Source organism: Rhizobium sp. CF080 (assembly GCF_000282095.2).
Taxonomy (GTDB): domain Bacteria; phylum Pseudomonadota; class Alphaproteobacteria; order Rhizobiales; family Rhizobiaceae; genus Neorhizobium.
Map to the genome: position 1 here is coordinate 329,620 of NZ_AKKC02000016.1, position 19,390 is coordinate 349,009.

Annotated in this window: 26 protein-coding genes; 16 read left to right on the forward strand and 10 right to left on the reverse strand. The window is 63.4% G+C overall.

Annotated elements, in window-relative coordinates; genetic code table 11:
- Positions 1-52: 52 nt before the first annotated feature.
- Positions 53-1,075, forward strand: a complete 1,023-nt coding sequence (locus tag PMI07_RS31895; protein ID WP_007753473.1) for an LLM class flavin-dependent oxidoreductase — start codon at positions 53-55, stop codon at positions 1,073-1,075.
- A 78-nt stretch (positions 1,076-1,153) separates the two neighbouring features.
- On the opposite strand, the gene PMI07_RS31900 is transcribed toward PMI07_RS31895, so the two are convergent.
- Together PMI07_RS31900 and PMI07_RS31905 are read right to left on the reverse strand one after the other, a co-directional pair.
- The gene (locus PMI07_RS31900; RefSeq protein ID WP_007753477.1) at positions 1,154-1,825 is read right to left on the reverse strand and encodes an isochorismatase family protein; all 672 of its coding nucleotides are present in this window, start codon (positions 1,823-1,825) and stop codon (positions 1,154-1,156) included.
- Between the two features lie 216 nt (positions 1,826-2,041).
- Positions 2,042-2,887, reverse strand: coding sequence for an SDR family oxidoreductase (locus tag PMI07_RS31905; protein WP_024164349.1), 846 nt, complete (start codon positions 2,885-2,887; stop codon positions 2,042-2,044).
- A gap of 94 nt (positions 2,888-2,981) precedes the next feature.
- Here PMI07_RS31905 and PMI07_RS31910 point away from each other — a divergent pair, with 94 nt between their 5' ends.
- The 3 genes from PMI07_RS31910 to PMI07_RS31920 all read left to right on the forward strand — a co-directional run bounded on the left by PMI07_RS31910 (position 2,982) and on the right by PMI07_RS31920 (position 5,584).
- The gene (locus PMI07_RS31910) at positions 2,982-3,911 is read left to right on the forward strand and encodes an AraC family transcriptional regulator (RefSeq protein WP_024164350.1); all 930 of its coding nucleotides are present in this window, start codon (positions 2,982-2,984) and stop codon (positions 3,909-3,911) included.
- 117 nt (positions 3,912-4,028) lie between these two features.
- Positions 4,029-4,727 carry a phosphatidylserine decarboxylase gene (locus tag PMI07_RS31915; protein WP_037088851.1) on the forward strand — a complete coding sequence of 233 codons (699 nt, stop codon included), beginning with the start codon at positions 4,029-4,031 and terminating at the stop codon, positions 4,725-4,727.
- Positions 4,728-4,744: 17 nt separating this feature from the next.
- Positions 4,745-5,584, forward strand: coding sequence for a phosphatidylcholine/phosphatidylserine synthase (locus PMI07_RS31920; RefSeq protein WP_007773027.1), 840 nt, complete (start codon positions 4,745-4,747; stop codon positions 5,582-5,584).
- Positions 5,585-5,899: 315 nt separating this feature from the next.
- Here the strand turns inward: PMI07_RS31920 and PMI07_RS31925 are convergent, their stop codons facing one another.
- Genes PMI07_RS31925 through PMI07_RS31935 form a run of 3 tightly spaced genes read right to left on the reverse strand, consistent with a single transcriptional unit; the run spans position 5,900 to position 7,704 of the window.
- Positions 5,900-6,517, reverse strand: a complete 618-nt coding sequence (locus PMI07_RS31925; RefSeq protein ID WP_197032582.1) for a LysE/ArgO family amino acid transporter — start codon at positions 6,515-6,517, stop codon at positions 5,900-5,902.
- A gap of 37 nt (positions 6,518-6,554) precedes the next feature.
- Complete coding sequence (locus PMI07_RS31930) at positions 6,555-7,322, reverse strand: SOS response-associated peptidase (protein WP_024164351.1); 768 nt, start codon at positions 7,320-7,322, stop codon at positions 6,555-6,557.
- A 55-nt stretch (positions 7,323-7,377) separates the two neighbouring features.
- Entirely contained in the window at positions 7,378-7,704 is a 327-nt protein-coding gene (locus tag PMI07_RS31935) for a YnfA family protein (RefSeq protein ID WP_007752651.1), read from the reverse strand.
- Positions 7,705-7,871: 167 nt separating this feature from the next.
- Here PMI07_RS31935 and PMI07_RS31940 point away from each other — a divergent pair, with 167 nt between their 5' ends.
- The 11 genes from PMI07_RS31940 (at position 7,872) to PMI07_RS31990 (ending at position 14,349) form a co-directional block, all read left to right on the forward strand.
- Complete coding sequence (locus tag PMI07_RS31940; protein WP_007752652.1) at positions 7,872-8,150, forward strand: type II toxin-antitoxin system RelE/ParE family toxin; 279 nt, start codon at positions 7,872-7,874, stop codon at positions 8,148-8,150.
- A 24-nt stretch (positions 8,151-8,174) separates the two neighbouring features.
- Positions 8,175-8,483, forward strand: a complete 309-nt coding sequence (locus PMI07_RS31945) for a HigA family addiction module antitoxin (protein ID WP_037088773.1) — start codon at positions 8,175-8,177, stop codon at positions 8,481-8,483.
- A gap of 22 nt (positions 8,484-8,505) precedes the next feature.
- Positions 8,506-8,922, forward strand: a complete 417-nt coding sequence (locus PMI07_RS31950; RefSeq protein ID WP_007752660.1) for an NUDIX hydrolase — start codon at positions 8,506-8,508, stop codon at positions 8,920-8,922.
- A 46-nt stretch (positions 8,923-8,968) separates the two neighbouring features.
- Positions 8,969-9,403 (forward strand): TIGR02301 family protein, encoded by a 435-nt coding sequence (locus PMI07_RS31955; RefSeq protein ID WP_007752663.1) that lies wholly within the window; start codon positions 8,969-8,971, stop codon positions 9,401-9,403.
- Positions 9,404-9,504: 101 nt separating this feature from the next.
- Positions 9,505-9,762, forward strand: coding sequence for a hypothetical protein (locus PMI07_RS31960; RefSeq protein ID WP_007752665.1), 258 nt, complete (start codon positions 9,505-9,507; stop codon positions 9,760-9,762).
- A 16-nt stretch (positions 9,763-9,778) separates the two neighbouring features.
- Entirely contained in the window at positions 9,779-10,543 is a 765-nt protein-coding gene (locus tag PMI07_RS31965; protein ID WP_007752669.1) for a hypothetical protein, read from the forward strand.
- 317 nt (positions 10,544-10,860) lie between these two features.
- Positions 10,861-11,163, forward strand: coding sequence for a hypothetical protein (locus PMI07_RS31970; protein ID WP_007752672.1), 303 nt, complete (start codon positions 10,861-10,863; stop codon positions 11,161-11,163).
- A 180-nt stretch (positions 11,164-11,343) separates the two neighbouring features.
- Positions 11,344-12,186, forward strand: coding sequence for a folate-binding protein YgfZ (locus tag PMI07_RS31975; protein ID WP_007752674.1), 843 nt, complete (start codon positions 11,344-11,346; stop codon positions 12,184-12,186).
- 32 nt (positions 12,187-12,218) lie between these two features.
- Positions 12,219-12,803, forward strand: a complete 585-nt coding sequence (locus PMI07_RS31980; protein ID WP_037088775.1) for an HD family hydrolase — start codon at positions 12,219-12,221, stop codon at positions 12,801-12,803.
- On the forward strand, positions 12,800-13,336 hold the full coding sequence (locus PMI07_RS31985; RefSeq protein ID WP_007768808.1) for a tyrosine phosphatase family protein: 537 nt from the start codon (positions 12,800-12,802) through the stop codon (positions 13,334-13,336). The genes PMI07_RS31980 and PMI07_RS31985 overlap by 4 nt, the downstream gene beginning before the upstream one ends.
- Positions 13,337-13,443: 107 nt before the next feature.
- Complete coding sequence (locus PMI07_RS31990) at positions 13,444-14,349, forward strand: mechanosensitive ion channel domain-containing protein (RefSeq protein ID WP_007768811.1); 906 nt, start codon at positions 13,444-13,446, stop codon at positions 14,347-14,349.
- Between the two features lie 83 nt (positions 14,350-14,432).
- Here the strand turns inward: PMI07_RS31990 and PMI07_RS31995 are convergent, their stop codons facing one another.
- A complete protein-coding gene (locus PMI07_RS31995) occupies positions 14,433-15,125 on the reverse strand; it encodes an RES family NAD+ phosphorylase (RefSeq protein WP_007768814.1) in 693 nt (230 codons plus the stop codon).
- Positions 15,122-15,511, reverse strand: a complete 390-nt coding sequence (locus tag PMI07_RS32000; RefSeq protein ID WP_007768817.1) for an MbcA/ParS/Xre antitoxin family protein — start codon at positions 15,509-15,511, stop codon at positions 15,122-15,124. Before PMI07_RS32000 ends, PMI07_RS31995 begins: the two co-directional genes overlap by 4 nt.
- A 142-nt stretch (positions 15,512-15,653) precedes the next feature.
- Between PMI07_RS32000 and PMI07_RS32005 the strand changes: the two genes are divergently transcribed.
- Complete coding sequence (locus PMI07_RS32005) at positions 15,654-16,148, forward strand: HIT family protein (RefSeq protein ID WP_007768820.1); 495 nt, start codon at positions 15,654-15,656, stop codon at positions 16,146-16,148.
- A 44-nt stretch (positions 16,149-16,192) separates the two neighbouring features.
- On the opposite strand, the gene PMI07_RS32010 is transcribed toward PMI07_RS32005, so the two are convergent.
- From PMI07_RS32010 to PMI07_RS32020, 3 genes are all read right to left on the reverse strand, one after another.
- On the reverse strand, positions 16,193-17,005 hold the full coding sequence (locus tag PMI07_RS32010) for an ABC transporter permease (protein WP_007768823.1): 813 nt from the start codon (positions 17,003-17,005) through the stop codon (positions 16,193-16,195).
- Positions 17,002-17,790, reverse strand: coding sequence for an ABC transporter ATP-binding protein (locus PMI07_RS32015; protein ID WP_007768827.1), 789 nt, complete (start codon positions 17,788-17,790; stop codon positions 17,002-17,004). Before PMI07_RS32015 ends, PMI07_RS32010 begins: the two co-directional genes overlap by 4 nt.
- 185 nt (positions 17,791-17,975) lie before the next feature.
- Complete coding sequence (locus PMI07_RS32020; RefSeq protein WP_007768830.1) at positions 17,976-19,016, reverse strand: ABC transporter substrate-binding protein; 1,041 nt, start codon at positions 19,014-19,016, stop codon at positions 17,976-17,978.
- Between the last annotated feature and the right edge of the window lie 374 nt (positions 19,017-19,390).

The window sequence follows — 19,390 nt, forward strand, 5'->3', positions numbered from 1 at the left end:
GATGCCATCTAACGTGTAACTTCAGACAGAGTAAATTCACGGTGGTAACGCAATGAAAAAGATCGGCTTTCTCTCCTTCGGGCACTGGACGCCCTCGCCGCAGTCGCAGGCGCGGTCGGCATCCGATGTCCTGCTGCAATCCATAGACCTCGCAGTCGCGGCCGAAGAGCTCGGTGCTGACGGCGCCTATTTCCGGGTCCACCATTTCGCCCGGCGGCTCGCCTCGCCCTTCCCGCTGCTTTCGGCGGTCGGCGCCCGCACTAAGAAGATCGAGATCGGCACCGCCGTCATCGACATGCGCTATGAAAACCCGCTCTACATGGCGGAGGACGCCGGTGCTGCCGACCTGATTTCCGGCGGACGCCTGCAGCTCGGCATCAGCCGTGGCTCGCCGGAACAGGTGATCGATGGGTTCCGCTATTTCGGCTACCAGCCGGCGGAAGGCGAGACTGATGCGGATCTCGGCCGGCGCCATGCGGAAGTGTTTTTCGACGTGCTGCGCGGCGAAGGTTTCGCCAAGCCCAATCCGCGGCCGATGTTCCCGAACCCGCCAGGCATGCTGCGCCTGGAGCCGCATTCCGCGGGCCTGCGCGACCGCATCTGGTGGGGTTCCAGCTCCAACGCAACCGCCGTCTGGGCCGCCAAGCTCGGCATGAACCTGCAGAGCTCGACGCTGAAAACCGACGAGAGCGGCAAGCCGTTCCACATCCAGCAGGCCGAGCAGATCCGCATCTACCGCGAAGCCTGGAAGGAAGCCGGCCACGCCCATGAACCGCGCGTCTCCGTCAGCCGCAGCATTTTTGCGCTGATGAACGACACGGACCGCGCCTATTTCGGCGGCAGCGGCGAAAGCCAGGACCAGATCGGCAATATCGACCCGCAGACCCAGGCGATCTTCGGCCGCTCCTATGCCGCAGAACCGGACAGGCTGATCGACCAGCTGAAGGCCGACGAGGCGATCGCCGAGGCCGATACGCTGCTGCTGACCGTGCCGAACCAGCTCGGCGTCGAGTACAACGCGCATGTGCTCGAGAGCATCCTGAAGCACGTCGCACCGGGCCTCGGCTGGCGGTAACACGGCTGCATCACAATGACGAAGGGCCGGCGATAGCCGGCCCTTCTGATTCTCCACACCGATGCCCTGTCGCTTCGGCTAGTACTTGATCTGGCTGAACTCGGTCAGCGTCGTTTTCGCCGTCACGCCCGGGGCGTGGGTGAAATGCCAGGCGACGTATTGCTCCGCATAAAGTTCGGTGGACGACATGCCGTCGACCGGCAGGATGACGTTCATGCCGCGGCTGAGCGCTGCATCCGATGCCGTGGCCAGGACCGCACCCTCGGCCGCCGTGCCGGTGACGATGACGGTCTTGATACCCTTCGCCTCCAGAAGCTTGCCGAGATCGGTGCCAACGAACTTGTCGGGGCCGGACTTGACGACCGGATCATCCGGGCCGGGCGCGATCGCCGTGGCGATATCGGCGGCCACGCCGCTGCCGCCGAGGCTGTAGACGACATAGACGCCGGCCTTGCGGGCTGCGGCAAGCGCTGCCTCGACCTTCGGGACCGAGGCCAGGCAGCGGGGCTTGGTGTTGCTGTTGCAAGGACCCTTGGTCGGGTCCTGCGCGCCATTGAAATCGAGCACCAGGAATGCGGTGGTCTTGGCATCGACGGTGACCGGCTTCAGCACCGGCGCGGCCGGCACCGTGACCTTGCCCCAGTCATTGACGATGGTCTGCGCATTTGCGGATGGCGACGTGGCCAGAAGGCCAAGGACGGCCGCGCAGGCGGCGGCGGATGTTTTGAGAAGCGAGATTGGCTGGCGCATTTTTGTTTCCCCCAGGAACGGCGTGATCGAATACCTGCACGAGCCCGGGCGCCGGGCTCGCATATCGGCGGAGCCCGTGCCGTAGCGTCTTGCTGCCCAGGCCAATGCTCGGGCGCAAGGTACAATAGGCAATGGCAGGTTCAATTGACGTCTTGAGGCTTGCCAAGCACGTCTGCGTGAAGATGTGCCGCCTTGGCGGTCGGGCAGCAATGGCGATCACTTCGCCATGTCGCGCCAGGCCGTGTGTCCGGTCAGCTCCTGCATGCTGGCGCGATATTCGTCCTCCGAGGTCGACCAGCGCAGGCGGGCATATTCCTCCACGTCCGGGCCGACCTGGTAGCGAAGGCGATCGGTCGGGTCGGTGGCGGCGGCGTGGATCGCCTCGACCACCGACTGCTCCTCCGTCGAGGCGAAGGGGTAATTGATCATCGACTGCAGCATGTGGTCGAAATAGGGCTTGTAGTTTTCCGGTACCGGTGCTGCCTGCGACGCCGCCATGCCGGTGGCGGTGAAATTGGTGCTGCGCATCGCGCCGGGCTGGATTAGCCGGACCATGATGTTCTGCGACGACAGTTCGTAGGAGAGCGATTCAGACAGGCCTTCGACGGCCTGTTTCGAAGCGCTGTAGAGCGAGAGCAGCGGCATGGCCGCGATCCCAACGCCCGAGCCGACATTGACGACCGTGCCGCCGCCGCGCCGGCGCAGATGCGGCACTGCCGCCTGGATGACGTTCATCATCCCGAACACATTGGTCTCGAAGATCTGGCGGATCGCCTCGGCCGGCGTCGCCTCGAAGATCGACACCATGGTGATGCCGGCATTGTTGACGACCGCGTCGAGGCCGCCGAAACGATCGACGCCGGCCTTTATGGCCGCCTCGATGCTGGCCGGGTCGGCGACGTCGAGGGCCGCGACCAAGATGCGGTCGGGATATTCTCTGGCAAGCTCCGGCTCCGGCCTGCGCATCGTCGCGACGACGTTCCAGCCTTTTTCCGCGAAGTGGCGGGCAGTCATTTTCCCGAGGCCCGACGAGCAGCCGGTGATGAGAATGGTCTTGGTCATGTGTTTGGCTCCAAATTGCTGATGAGCGCTCACTAGCCCGGCCACGCGGAACACTCTATAATGGAAAGTCTGTTATTCATTATGGATCGTCCCAATGGATGCTCTCACTGATGTCATCAAGCTGCTTCGCCCCGCCACCGTCCTGCTCGGCAGCATGTCGGCCAGGGGGCGGTGGGGCGTCCGCGTGCCGGAACAGCCGGGACCGACCTTTTACTTCGTCACGCAGGGCCGTTGCTGGTTCAGGATGGAGGACACTGAGCCCGTCGAGCTGCAGGAGGGCGATTATCTCCTCTCGGCAAAGCCGCTCTCCGACTCGTTCCTCAGCGAGCCGAATGGACAGACCGAACTGTCCGACGATGCCTTCAAGGCCCGCCATACCGTGGATGGCGAAATCCGGGTCGGCGATGCGGGACCGGGGCCGGCGACGCGCGTTCTCGGCGGGCTCATCCAATGCGATCCCGCCAATGCCGACCTGCTGATCGGGCTTCTGCCGCGCCTCGTGCATGTGCCGGCCACCGAACAGACGGCCGTGCGATTGCGGACGCTGGTCCCGATCATTCTGGAGGAGGCCGCCGACACCCGGCCTGGGCGCGATGCCGTCCTCTGCCGCCTGATCGAGGTGATGCTGATCGAGACCCTGCGGCGCGAGGCGGCCGCCTGGGCGCCGCATGCGGGCCTGCTCGGCGGCCTTGCCGATCCGCAGCTCGCCCAGGCGCTCAGCCATATCCATGCCGATGTCGCCCGGAGCTGGACGGTCGGCGAACTGGCAAGACGGGTCGGCATGTCGCGCTCGGTTTTCGCCCGCCGGTTTTCCGAGGCCGTCGGCGTCGCGCCGGTCGAATATCTGCTCAGCTGGCGGATGGCGCTGGCGAAGGACGTGCTGCTGCGCGGCCGCGGCACGCTGGAGGAGATCGCCGAGACGGTCGGCTACAAGTCGGCCAGCGCCTTCAGCACCGCCTTCAGCCACCGGGTCGGATGTCCGCCCAGCGAATATGCGTCATATCTGCAGGCCGGGCGGGTATGAGGATCGGCATTTTTGCCCGGCATCTCCGCTCGGCTGTTTCGCCTATACGGAACCGCATTGCCGCAAAAACGGTTTCCCTGTAGTCAGGTGACCCTGACCATACGGGAGAAAACGTTGATCAACCTCTTCGACACCATCCGCAACACGCTCGTGCCGATCCACAAGGAAGGTTACGTCTTCGTTGCCGCCTTCTTCATCGCCTCGCTGATCCTCGGCTATATCGCCGAGCCGCTGTTCTGGATCGGCCTCGTGCTGACTTTGTGGTGCGCCTATTTCTTCCGCGATCCGGAACGGGCCGTGCCGCAGGACGACGACCTGATCCTCAGCCCTGCCGACGGCCGCATCAGCCATGTCGCCATGGTCGTGCCGCCGACCGAGCTGCAGCTCGGCTCCGAGCCGATGCTGCGCATCTCGGTGTTCATGAACGTGTTCGACTGCCACATCAACCGCTCGCCGGTGCGCGGCCAGGTGTCGCGCATCGAGTATCGCCCCGGCCAATTCATCAATGCCGAACTCGACAAGGCCTCCGATGACAACGAGCGCAACGGCCTCGTCATCGAGACCCGCCACGGCAAGGTCGGCGTCGTGCAGATCGCCGGCCTTGTGGCACGCCGCATCGTCTGCTGGGTGAAGCCGACCGAACCGGTCAATGCCGGGGAACGGTTCGGCCTGATCCGCTTCGGCTCGCGGCTCGACGTGTTCGTGCCCGCGGGCGGCCAGCCGCGCGTTTCCGTCGGCCAGCGCGCCATCGGCGGAGAAACCGTGCTTGCGGAATTCGGCTCGACCAAGGGCCCGACCCTCAGCCGCCGAACGTAAAGGGAAGACAGAGCATCATGGAGACGCCCGCTTCGCCGCCCCCGCCCGCTCATTCGCATACAGAGCAGAACCACCAGAATGAAGAGGCCCGAGGGCCCCGCCTGCGCGAAATCCCGCTCCGGCTGCTGGTGCCGAACCTGATCACCGTGCTCGCCATCTGTGCGGGCCTGACGGGCATCAGGCTCGCCTTCGAGGGGCGTTACGAGCTGGCTGTCGCCATGGTGCTGCTGGCGGCCTTCCTGGATGGGATCGACGGGCGCGTGGCGCGGCTCCTGAAAGCCACGTCGAAATTCGGCGTGCAGATGGATTCGCTTGCCGACATCATCAATTTCGGCGTCGCACCGGCGCTGGTCTCCTACGCCTTCCTGCTCGATCAGGCGCATTCGATGGGCTGGATCGCCGCCCTGCTCTATGCGATCGCCGCCGGCCTGCGCCTCGCCCGGTTCAACGTGATGGAAGACCGCAACATCAAGGCCGACTGGCAATCGGAATTCTTCGTCGGCGTGCCGGCGCCGATGGGCGCCATGCTGGTGCTGCTTCCGGTCTATCTCGGCTTCCTCGGCCTCGAGTTCTCCCCGGTCTTCGTATACGCAAGCGTCGCCTATACGCTGCTGATCGGCTACCTGCTGGTGTCGCGCCTGCCCGTCTGGTCCGGAAAATCGAGCCGCATCCGCCGCGACCTGATGCTGCCCATCATGCTTGCCGTCGTGCTCTATGTGGCGCTGCTGATGAGCTACACTTGGCAGGTACTGTCGGTCACCGTCGTTGCCTACCTCCTCGTCCTGCCGTTCAGCGCCCGCGCCTGGCACCGCCGTTACGGCACGATTACAATCGAGGATGACAGTGCGAACGTCTGAAGGCGGCTGCACTCGGTAAGCTGCAACTTTCACGCAACAGTTTCCCGCAAGATGAGAAGTCTACGAAAACGTGAGGATCGTACCGGCTTGCCGGCCACGATTCCGCCCGCTTTCGTGGGAAAGGCGGTGATTGCAAATGCAACCAACAGAATCGCATGTCGAGGAGACAGCCATGAGTACCGAGAAGACGTCAGAGAAGATTGAATCCAAACCGGAAATGACCACGCCTTACCGTCCGCTCGGCCTGAAGGCCGTCATTGCCGAAGCTTACCCCCGCCAGCTGATCCCGCCAGCCGACCCGGGAGTTGGGCCGCCTCATTCGCCGCCGAAAAAACCCCACAGGAGCCCGAGCGCGAGCAGGCTCATGACCACCCCGATGACGACATCCAGCACCCGCCAGGCGGCGGGTCTGGCAAACAACGGCGCCAGGAACCGCGCGCCGTAGCCGAGCCCGAAGAACCAGACGAACGAGGCAATCGCCGCGCCGGCGCCATAGGCCGCCCGTTCCGCTCCTTCGAAGGCCGCAGACAGGCTGCCGAGCAGCACGACCGTATCCAGATAGACATGCGGATTGAGGAAGGTGAAGGCCAGGCAGGTGAGCACCGCCGCCTTCAACCCCATCGGCTCCGGCGCCCCGGCAACCATCGCGGCCGGCCTGACCGCCCGGCGGAAGGCCATGACAGCGTAGAACCCAAGAAATACCGCGCCCCCCAGCGTCACCACCGAAATCAGTAGGGGCGATTGCGACACGATCGTGCCGAGCCCGGCGACGCCAGCGGCGATCAGCGTCGCATCCGACAGGGCGCAGATCAGGCAGAGGATGAAGACGTGGGAGCGGATCAGCCCCTGGCGCAGGATGAAGGCGTTCTGGGCGCCGATGGCAATGATCAGCGAGGCACCGAGTGCGAGGCCGGAAAGGCCGGCGGAAAGCAGGTCCATGGGATTGTCCGTGTCAGGAGGAAGCCGAAAGCTAGAAAAGCGACATCTGGGTGGAGTCGGGTTTCGGCTTTTTCGGCGGCTCCTCTTCCGGTTGGGCGACGGCGACCGGTGTATGCAGGTCCGGCCCCATGTTGGCGACCTTGTTGACGAGGTCGGACACCGGCAGCGCCTCGAAGAAATCCTCCTGCACCGGCCGCATCAGGTCGGCCACTTCGCGCGGTTCCTGCGTCTTGCAGTCGAGCCAGCGGGAAAAGTCCTCCGGCTCGATGACCACGGGCATGCGGTCGTGGATGTGCCGGATACCGCCGTTCGCCGCCGTCGTCATGATCGCGGCGGTGTCGACTTCGGAACCGTCGGCCGAAGACCAGGTTTCCATCAACCCGGCAAAGGCGATGACGCCGCCGCGCTTCGGGCGGATCCAGTAGGCCTGCGGCTTGACGCCGCTTTCCTTCGGCGGCCGGCGCCATTCGTAGAAGTCGGTGGCGGGGATCAGGATGCGGCGATGGCGCATGGCGGCGCGGAAGGAGGCCTTGCCGATCGCCGTTTCGGAGCGCGCGTTGATCAGCAGCGGAAACTCCTTCATGTCCTTCACCCAGCCGGGGATCAGGCCCCAGCGGGCGAGGAAGGCACGGCGCTCCGGCAGGTTGCTGCCCGGCTCACGCTTTTCCGACGTCATGACGACGAGGATCGGCTGGGTCGGGGCGATATTGTAGCGGGCCGGGAAATCGTCGAGATCCGCCAGCGCGAAGAATTCCGAAATATCCTTGGGAGTCGCCGTCAGGGCGTAGCGTCCGCACATGCGAACTATGTGGCACTGGGCTTTGGAAGGGTCAAGCGCCGATCAGGCGCTGATGTCATGCGCTCCTGGGGCCGAAGAGGATGATGGCACCACCGACGAGGCAGACCGTGACGCCGAGAATGTCCCAGCGGTCCGGCACGCGAGCTTCGACAGCCCAGAGCCAGAGGATCGAGGCGAGGATATAGATCGCCCCATAGGCCGCATAGGTGCGTCCCGCCGCCTCGCTCGGCACCAGTGCCAGAACCCACGCAAAGACGATGAGCGACGCTATGCCCGGCGCCAGCCACCAAATGGGCTTGTCCAGCCGGAACCACGCCCAGAAGGCGAAACAGCCGGCAATCTCGGCAAGCGCGGCGATGGCGTAGAGGGTGTAGGTTTTCATGGGAGACGGAGGCTTGAAGGAAGTGTCATACCGGCCACGGTTTCATATGATTTGAACGATGGAAACCGAAATCTGCACGCTCTCTCCCCGACTTAGGCGTGAAGTGGCCATGTAAATTATCTGCTTACACATCTTGACGACGTGTAAGCGATATACTTACATGCCGCATGATCAAATCCTTCAGGAACAAGGCTCTGGCCACCCTGTTCGAGACCGGCAAGACGGGTAAAATCGACGCAAAGATGCACAAGCGGATTCTTGTGCGGCTGGACCGTCTCGAAGCGGCCGAGCGACCGGAGGATATGAACCTGCCGGGGTTTGATTTTCATGCCCTGCACGGCTTTGATCCGACCCGCTATACTGTCCACGTCAACGGGCCATGGTGCATCACATTCGAATTCGACGGCAAGGACGCCGCCCGTGTCGATTTCGAGCAATATCATTGAGGCGGCGGTTTAGGGATGAGATCGATGACGGAATATGAAGTAAAAAGGCCGATCCAGCGTTGCCCGTCGCATCCCGGCGCACTGCTTGAGGAGATCATCCCGGCGACCGGCAAGACGAAGGTGGAGATCGCTGAGCTTTTAGGCATTTCCCGCCAGCAGCTCTACGACATCCTGCGCGAACGCAAGCCCGTCTCTCCGAATGTCGCGGCCCGACTCGGCAAGATGTTCGGCGATGGCGCGGCGATCTGGCTGCGCATGCAGGCCGCCCATGACGCATGGCACGCGGAACGCGAGGTGGACGTCAGCAAGATTCCGACGTTGAGCGCAGCGTAAGACGCGACGAGAAGACCGTAACATGCCCCAATCCCCCCAAGCCGCGTCCTCCGCCATCCTTGAACGCGATGGCCGGTTCCTGCTGATTCGCCGCATGAACCCGCCGTCGATGGATCTGTTTGCCTTTCCGGGCGGGCGGGCCGAGCCCGGCGAGACGCCGGACCAGACGGCGGTGCGGGAATTCCTGGAGGAGACCGGCATTCCGGTGCGCAATCCCGTCCTCTTCGCCACCTATGACCTGAAGAGCGAGAAGCAAGGCGGGCGGCATTTTTTCCTCTCGGTCTTCAGGGTGGAGGCTGACGACGACGCCCAGGCCATCGCCGCTGACGATGCGGCGGATGCGGGTTGGTATACGGTCGAGGAAATCCGCTCGCTGCCGGTGCCGGCAAGCGTGCTCGAATGCGCCGAGAGGCTGGCGGCGGACATCAATGCCCGCTAAGAATGCTCGCAAAACCGGCGCAATCGCGCCTTCTCGAGACCCGTTCATGAAACCTATTCCGCGACTTGGCTGCTTGACGCTGCTGGCACTCCTGGCGGCCACCCCGCTTGCCGCCCAGTCGACGCGGCAGCAGCAGCCGGTCGCGCCGCCCCCGCCTCCCCCGGTGATCGAGGAAAAGCCGGCGCCCTATGACGTACAGCTGACGCGGCTCGCGGAAGTGCTCGGCTCCATCCAGTACCTGCGCTCGCTCTGCGGCGCATCGACGTCGGAATGGCGGGCCTCGATGCAGCAGTTGCTGGATGCCGATACCGGCACCGAGCCGAAGCGACGCGAACGGTTGACGGCGGCCTTCAACCGGGGGTATCGGTCGTTTGCCGCCGTGCATACGTCCTGCACGGATGCGGCCAGGACCGCCGAGGAGCGTTATCGTATCGAAGGCGCAACACTTGCGACAGAAATCGCCGCGCGCTTCGGAAATTAGAGGATTATTTACCTCTTTTGGCAGGAGGCCGTGTCGTTTTGATAAAAGGCTGATAAAGTTTTTAACGGGCTAGTAATTAAACGGGCACCGAGGACGACAGAATGCAGACAGGCCGCAACGACATCGACGACATGATTGTGCATGAGAAGATGCAGGCTGCCTTGGAATATCAGAGCGAGGCATGGGCCGACGGCCGTGCCGACGGTATCGAGCCGGAAATCATCGCCGACGCAGCCCTGGTCCTTGCCATGCGGGAAACCATTCGCATACACGGGGAAATGGGTGCCGAAGCCATGCTTGATTCGCTCAAGAGCCGTATGCTCGCAGGCGAATTCTCCCCCGAGCGCACTGTTCAATAAACGATAGAGGTTTCCCATGCGGAACGCGGCGGAAACGACGAGGTCCCAATTGATCATCCGCTTTTCGGCGGCAACGGTGGTTGCTGTCGCGATGGCAGTCGGCGGCCAGGCTTTTGCGCTGTCCGAATTGCGCCCAAGCGTCGAGCCGCGCGAACCGGAGCGCGGCCAGAGCCGCGCCATCCTCCAGGCTTTCGAAGGCACGACCCTGCCGCAGCCGGGTCCGGCGATCAACCGGTCGGCACAGGCCGGCGACGCCAAGACGCCCGCCGCCCCGGCAGACCCGAATGCCGCCAAGCCCGCGCCGAGCGACGACAAGCCGGCGGAAATCATCCGCGACATGACCAAGCTGCCGGCACCGGTCAAGCAGATGCGTGAAAAGCTCGTCGAGGCCGCGGCTTCCGGCGATGTCACCCGCCTGCGCGCCCTGATGGGAACCGGGGCCACCCAGACGCAGGTGATGAACGGCGAATTCGAGGATCCGATCGAAACGCTGAAGAGCTTCTCGGGCGACGCGGACGGCCAGGAGATCCTCGCCATCCTGCTCGACATCCTCTCCACCGGTGTTGCGCATTTCGACGTCGGCACGCCTGAGGAGGCCTATGTCTGGCCCTATTTCGCCGGCAAGCCGCTTTCGGCGCTGACGCCGCCCGAACGGGTCGACCTGCTGCGAATCGTCACCGCCGGCGACCTTGCCGGCATGGAAGAGAACGGCAACTACAACTTCTTCCGCACCGGCATCAGCCCCGACGGCAAATGGAAATTTTTCTCCGGCGGCGATTGAAACGGATAGTAACCTCTATCGCCGCATTTGCCGCACCGCTGCTCATCCTTCGGGCCCTTCGCTGACATCTCCCGCATTGTTCAGCAAATGCCCCAACGGCAACTCATAACCCGTTGCGGACAACACGCGGCTTCACGATGACCGCGCTAACTTTAGCTCGTGGTCGATCTGCGAATGGCGTATAAAAGAGATACTAGCACGTTGGTCAGCAGGACCGGAGCCGTCGGCTTGGATCGATGCTCGCCACAATGCGCGTTCACATCGTGGGCGCCTTTGTTCACATAGTGAACGCCTTCATTCAGATGAGGGAATCCATTATGGACGTCGTCGTAAGAACTTACTCAGGCAAGGGCTCGAAAGAGCTATTTTCACTCCTGGAGGAGCGCAAGGCGGAGATTGAGAAGCTCTTGCGCTCAACAAAGGGATTTGTGAGCTACACTCTGGCTCGGAGCAGTGAAAGTGACGGAGGGCTATCGATGACCGTATGCCAGGACAAGGCGGGCATCGATGAGAGCGTCAGCATGGCCAGGGATTGGATTGCAAAAAACGCGGCGCACATCGGCGTAGATGCGCCAAAGGTATCTTTGGGAAAGATCATCATCCACGCCACAAATAACTGACTTCCGTACTTCCGCCCGGTCGAGCGGACCAACCGGCCGGGCGTTTTCCCGCTGATCCCGTTGCAACCAGGCCGATCCCCTCATTGCCCATGAACTTTATCATCCAACCGGACGGCATGTCTTGCCGCCGCCGTCGCGAAGACTTAACTCTCAGTCTCAGAACAACCGGATTCCTTCACCATGCCCGCCGCCATTCTTCCCTCGCGAAGCCTGATCCGCCTCACCGGCAAGGACGCGCAGGATTTCCTGCAGGGGCTGATCACCACCGACATCGATTCGCTGCCGGAAGGAGAAGCCCGGCCGGGTGCGCTCTTAACGCCGCAGGGCAAGATCCTGTTCGATTTCCTGGTCTGGCGCGAGGGCGACGGTTTTCTCATCGAGACCGAGACGGCCCAGCGCGAGGCGCTGATGCGGCGGCTGACCATGTACAAGCTGCGCGCCGCGGTCGATATCGCGGCCGGTGCGGAAGACGGAGTTACCATTTTCTGGGGCGACGATTCGGACAAGAGCGCGGTGAGGGACGCGGCCTTTGCCAAGGCAGGAATCACGCTCACCCGCGCGCCCGGCAAGCTGGGTGACGGGCCGGAACCGGCCTATCATGCTCTCCGCATCGACGCCGGCATCCCGATGTCCGGCCACGACTATGCGCTGCAGGACGCCTTCCCACATGACGTGCTGCTCGACCAGACGAGCGGACTTTCCTTCCGCAAGGGCTGCTATGTCGGCCAGGAGGTCGTTTCCCGCATGCAGCATCGCGGCACGGCGCGGCGGCGGGTGGCGATCGTTTCGGGCGAGGCCGCCCTGCCCGCTTCCGGCACCGAGATCATAGCCGGCGGCAAGCCGGTCGGCACGCTTGGATCGGTCTCGGGCAACAAAGGCCTGGCGATCGTGCGCATCGACCGCGTCGGCGACGCCTTGGCGCATGGGGTGCCGATTTCCGCCGGCGATGTCACCGTCAGCCTGACGCTTCCCGCCTGGAGCGGGCTCTCCTTCCCGGTCGAGGCTGAAGAGGCCGAGACGTGAGCCCAGCAGTAACGGCACGGGCCTGGCAACGCATGCTGTCGGGACGGCGGCTCGACCTGCTAGATCCCTCGCCGCTCGACGTCGAAATTTCCGATATCGCCCACGGGCTTGCCCGCGTCGCCCGCTGGAACGGCCAGACGCGCGGTGACCATGCCTTTTCGGTCGCCCAGCATTGCCTCGTGGTCGAGGAAATCTTCCGACGCTGCAACGAGGCCTGCGCGGCCGATGCTCTGCAGATGGCGATGCTGCACGATGCGCCGGAATATGTGATCGGCGACATGATCTCGCCGTTCAAATCGGTGGTCGGCGGCGGCTACAAGGCGGTCGAGCAGCGGCTGGAGGCGGCGATCCATCTGCGCTTCGGCCTGCCGCCGCATCCGACCCGCGAACTCAAGGCGCTGATCAAGAAGGCCGATACGATCGCCGCCTTTTTCGAGGCCACCGAACTTGCCGGCTTCTCGGTCGCCGAGGCCCGGAAATTCTTCGGCCAGCCGCGCGGCATCACCCGCGACATGCTGCCGATCCAGCCGATGCCGGCACTGACGGCCCAACAGCTTTTCCTCGACCGGTTCCATCAGATCGAGGCCGAACGCGCCGCTCCGGGCAAGGCGCCATGACCGCGATTATCGTCTGCCCGCTCGCCGCCATCGCCGAGACCGCCGTGCGGCACAAGGCGCGCGAAATGGTGAGCCTGATCGCCGAAAAACAGGATTTTCACCGGCCGGGCGTGATTTCCGCCGATCGCCACCTGAAGCTTGCGATGAACGATATCGGCTTTGCTGGCACGGGCGACCTGATCGCGCCCAGCGAGGCGCATGTGGAAAGCCTGATCGCCTTCGTGCGCGACTGGGACCAGTCGGCGCCGATCGTCATCCATTGCTGGATGGGCGTCTCCCGATCGCCGGCCGCCGCGGTGATCGCCGCGCTCTCGCTGCATCCCGAGGAAGACGATTTTGCGCTGGCCGCAAGGCTTCGCAGCGTCGCGCCGCATGCGACGCCGAATACGCGGCTGATCGAGATCGGCGACCGGCTGCTCGGGCGGAACAGCCGGCTGGTCGCCGCCATCAAGGGGATCGGCCGCGGCGCCGAGACCGATGGGCGGGCGTCCTTCATCCTGCCGCTGAAATCTCGCATTGAACCTGAAAGTTGAACTTTCCTAATTGTTTAGCCAGGCGCGGGAAAGCGCCATTTTTTTCTTGACCTCGCGGTCTGCTGCGCCAATTAACGGCGAAACCGAAAGAAGGAGCAGATTGCCGGATGGACCAGGCATCGGAATTCGTTGTGGCCACGAGAGCAGCGCTCGCTCAGCTGAGCGCGCTGGCGGTGCAATATTCCTTCTCCGCCGTCGGCGCGATCGTCCTGCTCATCCTCGGCTGGATGGCCGCCGGCCTGATCAGCCGCTGGGCGCATCGCGGCCTGTCGCGCATCCACGGAATCGATGCGACGCTGTCGCAATTCTTCTCCAACATCATCCGCTACGCCATCCTAGTCTTGGTCATCGTCATGGTGCTCGGCCAGTTCGGGGTGCAGACGGCGTCGGTGCTCGCGGCGCTGGGCGCGATCGGCCTTGCGGTCGGCCTCGCGCTGCAGGGCACGCTGCAGAACATCGCGGCGGGCATCATGCTTTTGGTGCTGCGGCCATTCCGGGTCGGCGAGAGCATCGAGACCGGCAGCGTCACCGGCACGATCGTCGATGTCGGGCTGTTTGCGACGGAGCTCCGGACCGCCGACGGCGTCTATCGGCTGGCGCCGAACTCGACGCTGTGGAACGTGCCGATCACCAATTACAGCCGCTTGAAGACCCGCCGCAACGAGATCTCGGTCGGCATTGGTGACGGCGATATCGGCCGGGCGCAGGCGAAACTGATGGCCATCGCCGGCGGCGACAAACGAGTGCTGAAGGACCCGGCGCCTCTCGTCTACATGGCCGAATTCGATGCCGGCAGCGCCAAGCTGACGCTGCGCTACTGGACCAGGAGCAGCGACTGGTGGAGCGCAGGCCGCGACCTGACCAAGGACATCAAACTCGCCTTCGACAAATTCCCTGGCGACAAACCGCCAGAACAGCTTCCAGACCCTCAGGTAGAAACCCGCGACGTTTCCGGTGAGAGCGGACCTCCGGCTCCTCACGGTGCGGACGAACCGGTCGCAGAGCGGACCTGAAGGAAAGGATGCATCGGGCCGGCTTTTCACGAGGAAGCCGGCCCGATGCCCAAATCTCACGAGAATCGATTCGGCAATCGCCGTCACACGGCCTTGAGGCCGTATTCCTCGCTGCCCGACCAGACGATGTCCCAGGCCGCGCCGGGGCGGACGTTGCGAATGGCCGTCGGTTCGAAGGCGACGAGGCAGCGACCATCGTTGTGGCGCACCGATGGATAGATCAGGCCGTCATGGCCGTCGCGCCTCAGTTTTTCGGCAAGCGCCTGGCCCTGGGGATAACCGATAGCCGGATCGGGGTCGAGCGCCGGGTGGCCTCGCTCGTCGGTGATATCGGGGTACTCGCCGATGAAATCCGCGAGCAGTTCGACGTAGCGCGCCGTCTCCTCGAACAGGCCGATGAACTTCAGTTCGCGGGTCTTGTGGAAGGCGACCTCGGCGAGCGAGGTCATGGTGTCCCAGCTGCAGTACCAGGCGCCGCGGGTCTCGTCGTTGAAGCGGTTTCCGCCTTTTCGCGTGTAGGTGAAGGCGGCGTTGATATGCGTGTTGCCATAGACCTGCAGGTCGTGCTTGCGGCGTTTCCAGGCGAGCTCGCGGCGGTCGAGATGCAGGTTCAGCCCGCGCTCGGCGGCGAGGCGGGCGCTGGTCATGCCCTCGATCTCGGCAAGGATCGCCAGTTCCTCGTCGCTATCCACCAGGCCGCGCAGGCTCGGCGGCTTGTGGTAGGTCGCCGGGATCAGCCGCACCAGGGCCCGGTCGCTGACCGGCGTGACGATCACGCGCCGCCCCGCAGGGCATCGAGGTAATTGCGGACGGCGAGGAATTGCGGCAACCCCTCGTCAATCAGCGTATCGATGGGCCGGGCGCCGCGAAACAGCGGTCCCTCGTTCGGTAGCGTCATCCACCTGGTGGCGATCGGATCGCTGAAATAGAGTTTCAGCGCCTTGTAGATGCCGATGACGGCGCTGAGGCGCAGCATCTGGTCCTTGGTCAGCCCGCCGGAGTAACCGGGTTTCCGGGCGCGTTTCCAGGTGCTTTCCGACATGTCGGCGAGTGCTGCCGCCTCGTTCACCGGCACGCCCCATTCGGCCACAACATTGCCGAACGCTTTCAGGGCAACCGCCGTCAGCTGTTCCGCCTGTTCTTTCCTTGCCGTGACCGCCATGCCGAAGCTCCTTTGCGTCGAGACCAAATGTAGTTCATTTGGTCTCAAAGTAAAGGTCAAATGGACTTTCCTTATTAACATTGCCGCGGCCTGTGGCTGTTGCTACCCCTTCTGCAAGGATTCCTCGCACGGATCGATCGAAATGCCCATTCCTCCAGAACTTCATGTCTTCGAGACGCCGCACTGGCTCGTCAATCACCGGACGAATTCCGCCTTTCCCGGCTATCTGATGATCGGCTCCAAGCGCTTTGCGGATGATCTCTTCGAGCTTGCGGACGAAGCGCTCCTGGAACTCGGGCCACTGATGGCGAAGGCTCAGAAGGTGCTGAGGCAGAACCTAAATGCGGAGCGGGTCTATATTGGACGATACGGACATTCGCCGGGCCATTCGATCCATTTCCACGTGATTCCCATCTACGCTTGGGTAGAGGCACTTTTCTGGCAGGACAAGCGATACAGGATGCTCAATACCTTCGCGGAAGGCCCGGGCGAGACCACGACCGACGGGGCGGAACTGACATTCTTCGTCTGGCGGGAACTCTGCGAACGATTAGTGCCGCCGCCGATTCAAGGGCCAGGCGTTGCAGAGGTCGTCGAGCGCTTGCGGGATGTTTTTCGGGCGGAACAACGGGAGTAACCGGGATCGCAGACGCAAAACCCGCGCCGAAGGCCACCGGCGCGTCACTGCGACATGGTCGAACGATGCGCCCAGCCCGTCATGCGCATCTCGATCCAGGCCATCAGCGCATACATGGCGATGCCTTCGACGGCGAGCATCAGGAGGCCGGCGAAAACCAGAGGCACGTTGAACTGGCTCTGGGCGGAGCTCATCATGTTGCCGAGGCCGTAGTTCGAAGCGACGGTTTCCGACACGACCGAACCCACGAAGGCGAGCGTGATCGCCACTTTCAGCGAGCCGAAGAAATAGGGCATGGAACGCGGGATGCCGACCTTCAGCATGATGTCGAGTTTCTTCGCGCCGAGCGCGCGCAGCACGTCCTCGGTTTCCGGCTCGATGGTGGCAAGGCCGGTCGCGACGTTGACGACGATCGGGAAGAAGGAGATCAGGAAGGCGGTGAGGATGGCAGGCACGGCCCCGATGCCGAACCAGATGACCAGGATCGGTACGAGCGCCACCTTGGGGATGGCGTTGAAGCCGATCATCAGCGGATAGAGCCCGGCATAGATCGCCTTCGACCAGCCGATGAAAAGGCCGATCGCCAGGCCCGCCACCACGGCGATCGCGAAGCCGACGGTGGTCGTATAGAGCGTCTGCAGCGAGTTCTTCCAGATCGGCGACCAGTATTGCACGATCGCCTGGAAGACGCGCGACGGCGCCGGCAGGATGGTGGGCGGTGTCTGCAGCACGATGACCAGTAGTTCCCAGGCGAGGAAAAGCCCGATCGTATAGAGCCAGGGGGCGAGTTTCACCCAGTTGATCCGCTGGGCAAGCGGTTTTCCGGGCGTCGCGGTGTTTTCGGTCAGCACACTCATGCGACAACCCTCGCGCTGGCGATTTCACCGTGCAGTTCATGCACCATGTCGTTGAAGGCCTTTTCGTACATGACTTCCAGATCGCGGGGACGTGCGAAGGGCACGGCATGTTCCTTCAGCACCTTGCCGGGACGGGCGCTCATCACGAAGATGCGGTCGGCCAGGAAAGTCGCCTCGCGCAGGTCGTGAGTGACGAGGATGATGGTGACGCCCTGCGCCGCATGCAGGTCGCGGATGACGCACCACAGCTCCTCGCGGGTGAACGCGTCGAGGGCGCCAAACGGTTCGTCGAGCATCAAGAGTTCGGGTTCGTGGATCAGCGCCCGGCAGAGATTGGCGCGCTGCTGCATGCCGCCGGACAGCTGCCAGGGGAATTTCGAGCCGAAACCCTTCAAGCCGACGGTTTCGAGCAGGTGTTCGGCCTTTTCGACATACTCCTTCTTGTTGGCGCGCAGGCGGTGGCGGTGTCTCTCGACGATTTCGAGCGGCAGGAGGATGTTGTCGAGCGTGGTGCGCCAGGGCAGCATGGTCGGGTTCTGGAAGGCCATGCCGACGATCGAAACCGGCTTGGTCACCTGCTTTTCGGCGACGACCACGACGCCGCTCTGCGGGATGTGCAGGCCGGTGACCAGTTTCATCAGTGTCGACTTGCCGCAGCCGGACGGGCCGACAACCGCCGCGAACTCGCCCTTGCCGACCTTCATGGTCAGGCCGGAGACGGCAAGCGTGCCGGCAGCACCGCCATAGCGCATGTCGACATTGTCGATGGAAACGAGGTGCGTCATTGGGTCTCCGTTGCTGGCGGCTTGCTTCCTCTTCTCCCCTCGGGGAGAAGGTGGCCCGAAGGGTCGGATGAGGGGGCGCCCGCCGCGGATTCGGCCTTTCGCTTATCGCTCAAGGCGTCGCTGCGCTCCTCCCCCTCATCTGCCCTATCGGGCATCTTCTCCCCGAGGGGAGAAGATAGATCCAATCAGGGCAGCAACCGCTGTTCCTTGGCCGGCAGGAAGCTGGCGTCGAAGACCTGGTCGGCCTTGACGTTGCCCTTGAGGCCCATGGAGACTTTCAGCGTGTCGATCGAGGCGGCAAGGCGGGCCGGATCGATGCCGCCAAAGCCGTTGGCGACGACGTAAGGGGTCTTGATGTTCATCGCGTTTGCCATTTTCAGGCGCTCGAGTTCGATATCCTTGTTGAGCGTCTCGTTGCGCTTCAAGACGGCGGCGACGCCTTCTTCCGGCTTGGCGACGGCATCGGCAAAGCCCTTGGCGAGCGCCTTCAGGACACCCTTGACGGCGGCCGGGTTCTTGGCCGCGAAATCGGTGTTGATGAGGATGGCGTTGCCATAAAGGTTGAGGCCGTTCTCGGCCATCAGGATGGTGGCGATGTCGTCATCCTTGATGCCCTGGGCCTTCAGATTGAGGATGACCGAGAAGGCGAAACCGAAGACCGCGTCGACCTTGCCCTGGGCGAGCATCGGCTCGCGGACCGGGAAGCCGATCGATTCGAGCGTGATCTTGGAATCGTCGATCTTGGCTACCTGCTTGAAAGCCTTCCACTGGGCGAAGGCGCCGTCCGGCGGCGGCGCGCCGAGCTTCTTGCCTTCCAGCGACTTCGGATCGGTGGTGATGCCGAGCGACTTGCGGCCGACGACCGCGAAGGTCGGGCGCTCGTAGATCATCATCGCGGCCTTGATCTTCTGGTTCGGGTCCTCGTCGAGGAACTTGATCAGCGAGTTGATATCGCCGAAACCCATCTGGTAGGCGCCGGTCGCAACGCGCGGGATCGCCTCCACCGAGCCGTTGCCGGTGTCGATCGTGACGTCGAGGCCCTCGGCCTTGAAGTAACCCTTGTCCTGCGCCAGCAGGAAGCCGGCGGCCGGGCCTTCGAACTTCCAGTCGAGCGTCAGCTTGACCGCGGTTTGCGCCAGCGCCGGGGCGGGAGCAGAGGAAAAGCCGGCGGCAAGCGCAAGGGCCGCGACGGCCGGGAGTTTTGAGAACAGTCTGCGCGAGATCATGAAAGGTCGTCCCCCTGGAGTTTTTTGTTCGGATAGGAAGCATCCAAGCGTTTATTATGCGGGCGCGCAAGTCGAAATTGCACATAAAACAATCATACTTTAGAATTGATCGTTATATGTGCGAACGCTATTTCAATGCGCAGAGTTCTGCCGATGTTTTTGGCAGAACCGCTTGAGAACTGCACGTCAGGCGGGAGCGCCAAAAATCCACTTCGATATGGTTCAGTGCGTTAGCGAAGCGGTGAGCCATGGTTCGCGGAACACGGGAATACGGCAGCGGGCACCGTGGAGGAGAAACGGGTTGCCGCAGCCAACGCCTGAAACCTCGTCCGGACGATACCGCAACCGAAATCCGGGCCATTGGATCCGGCTTG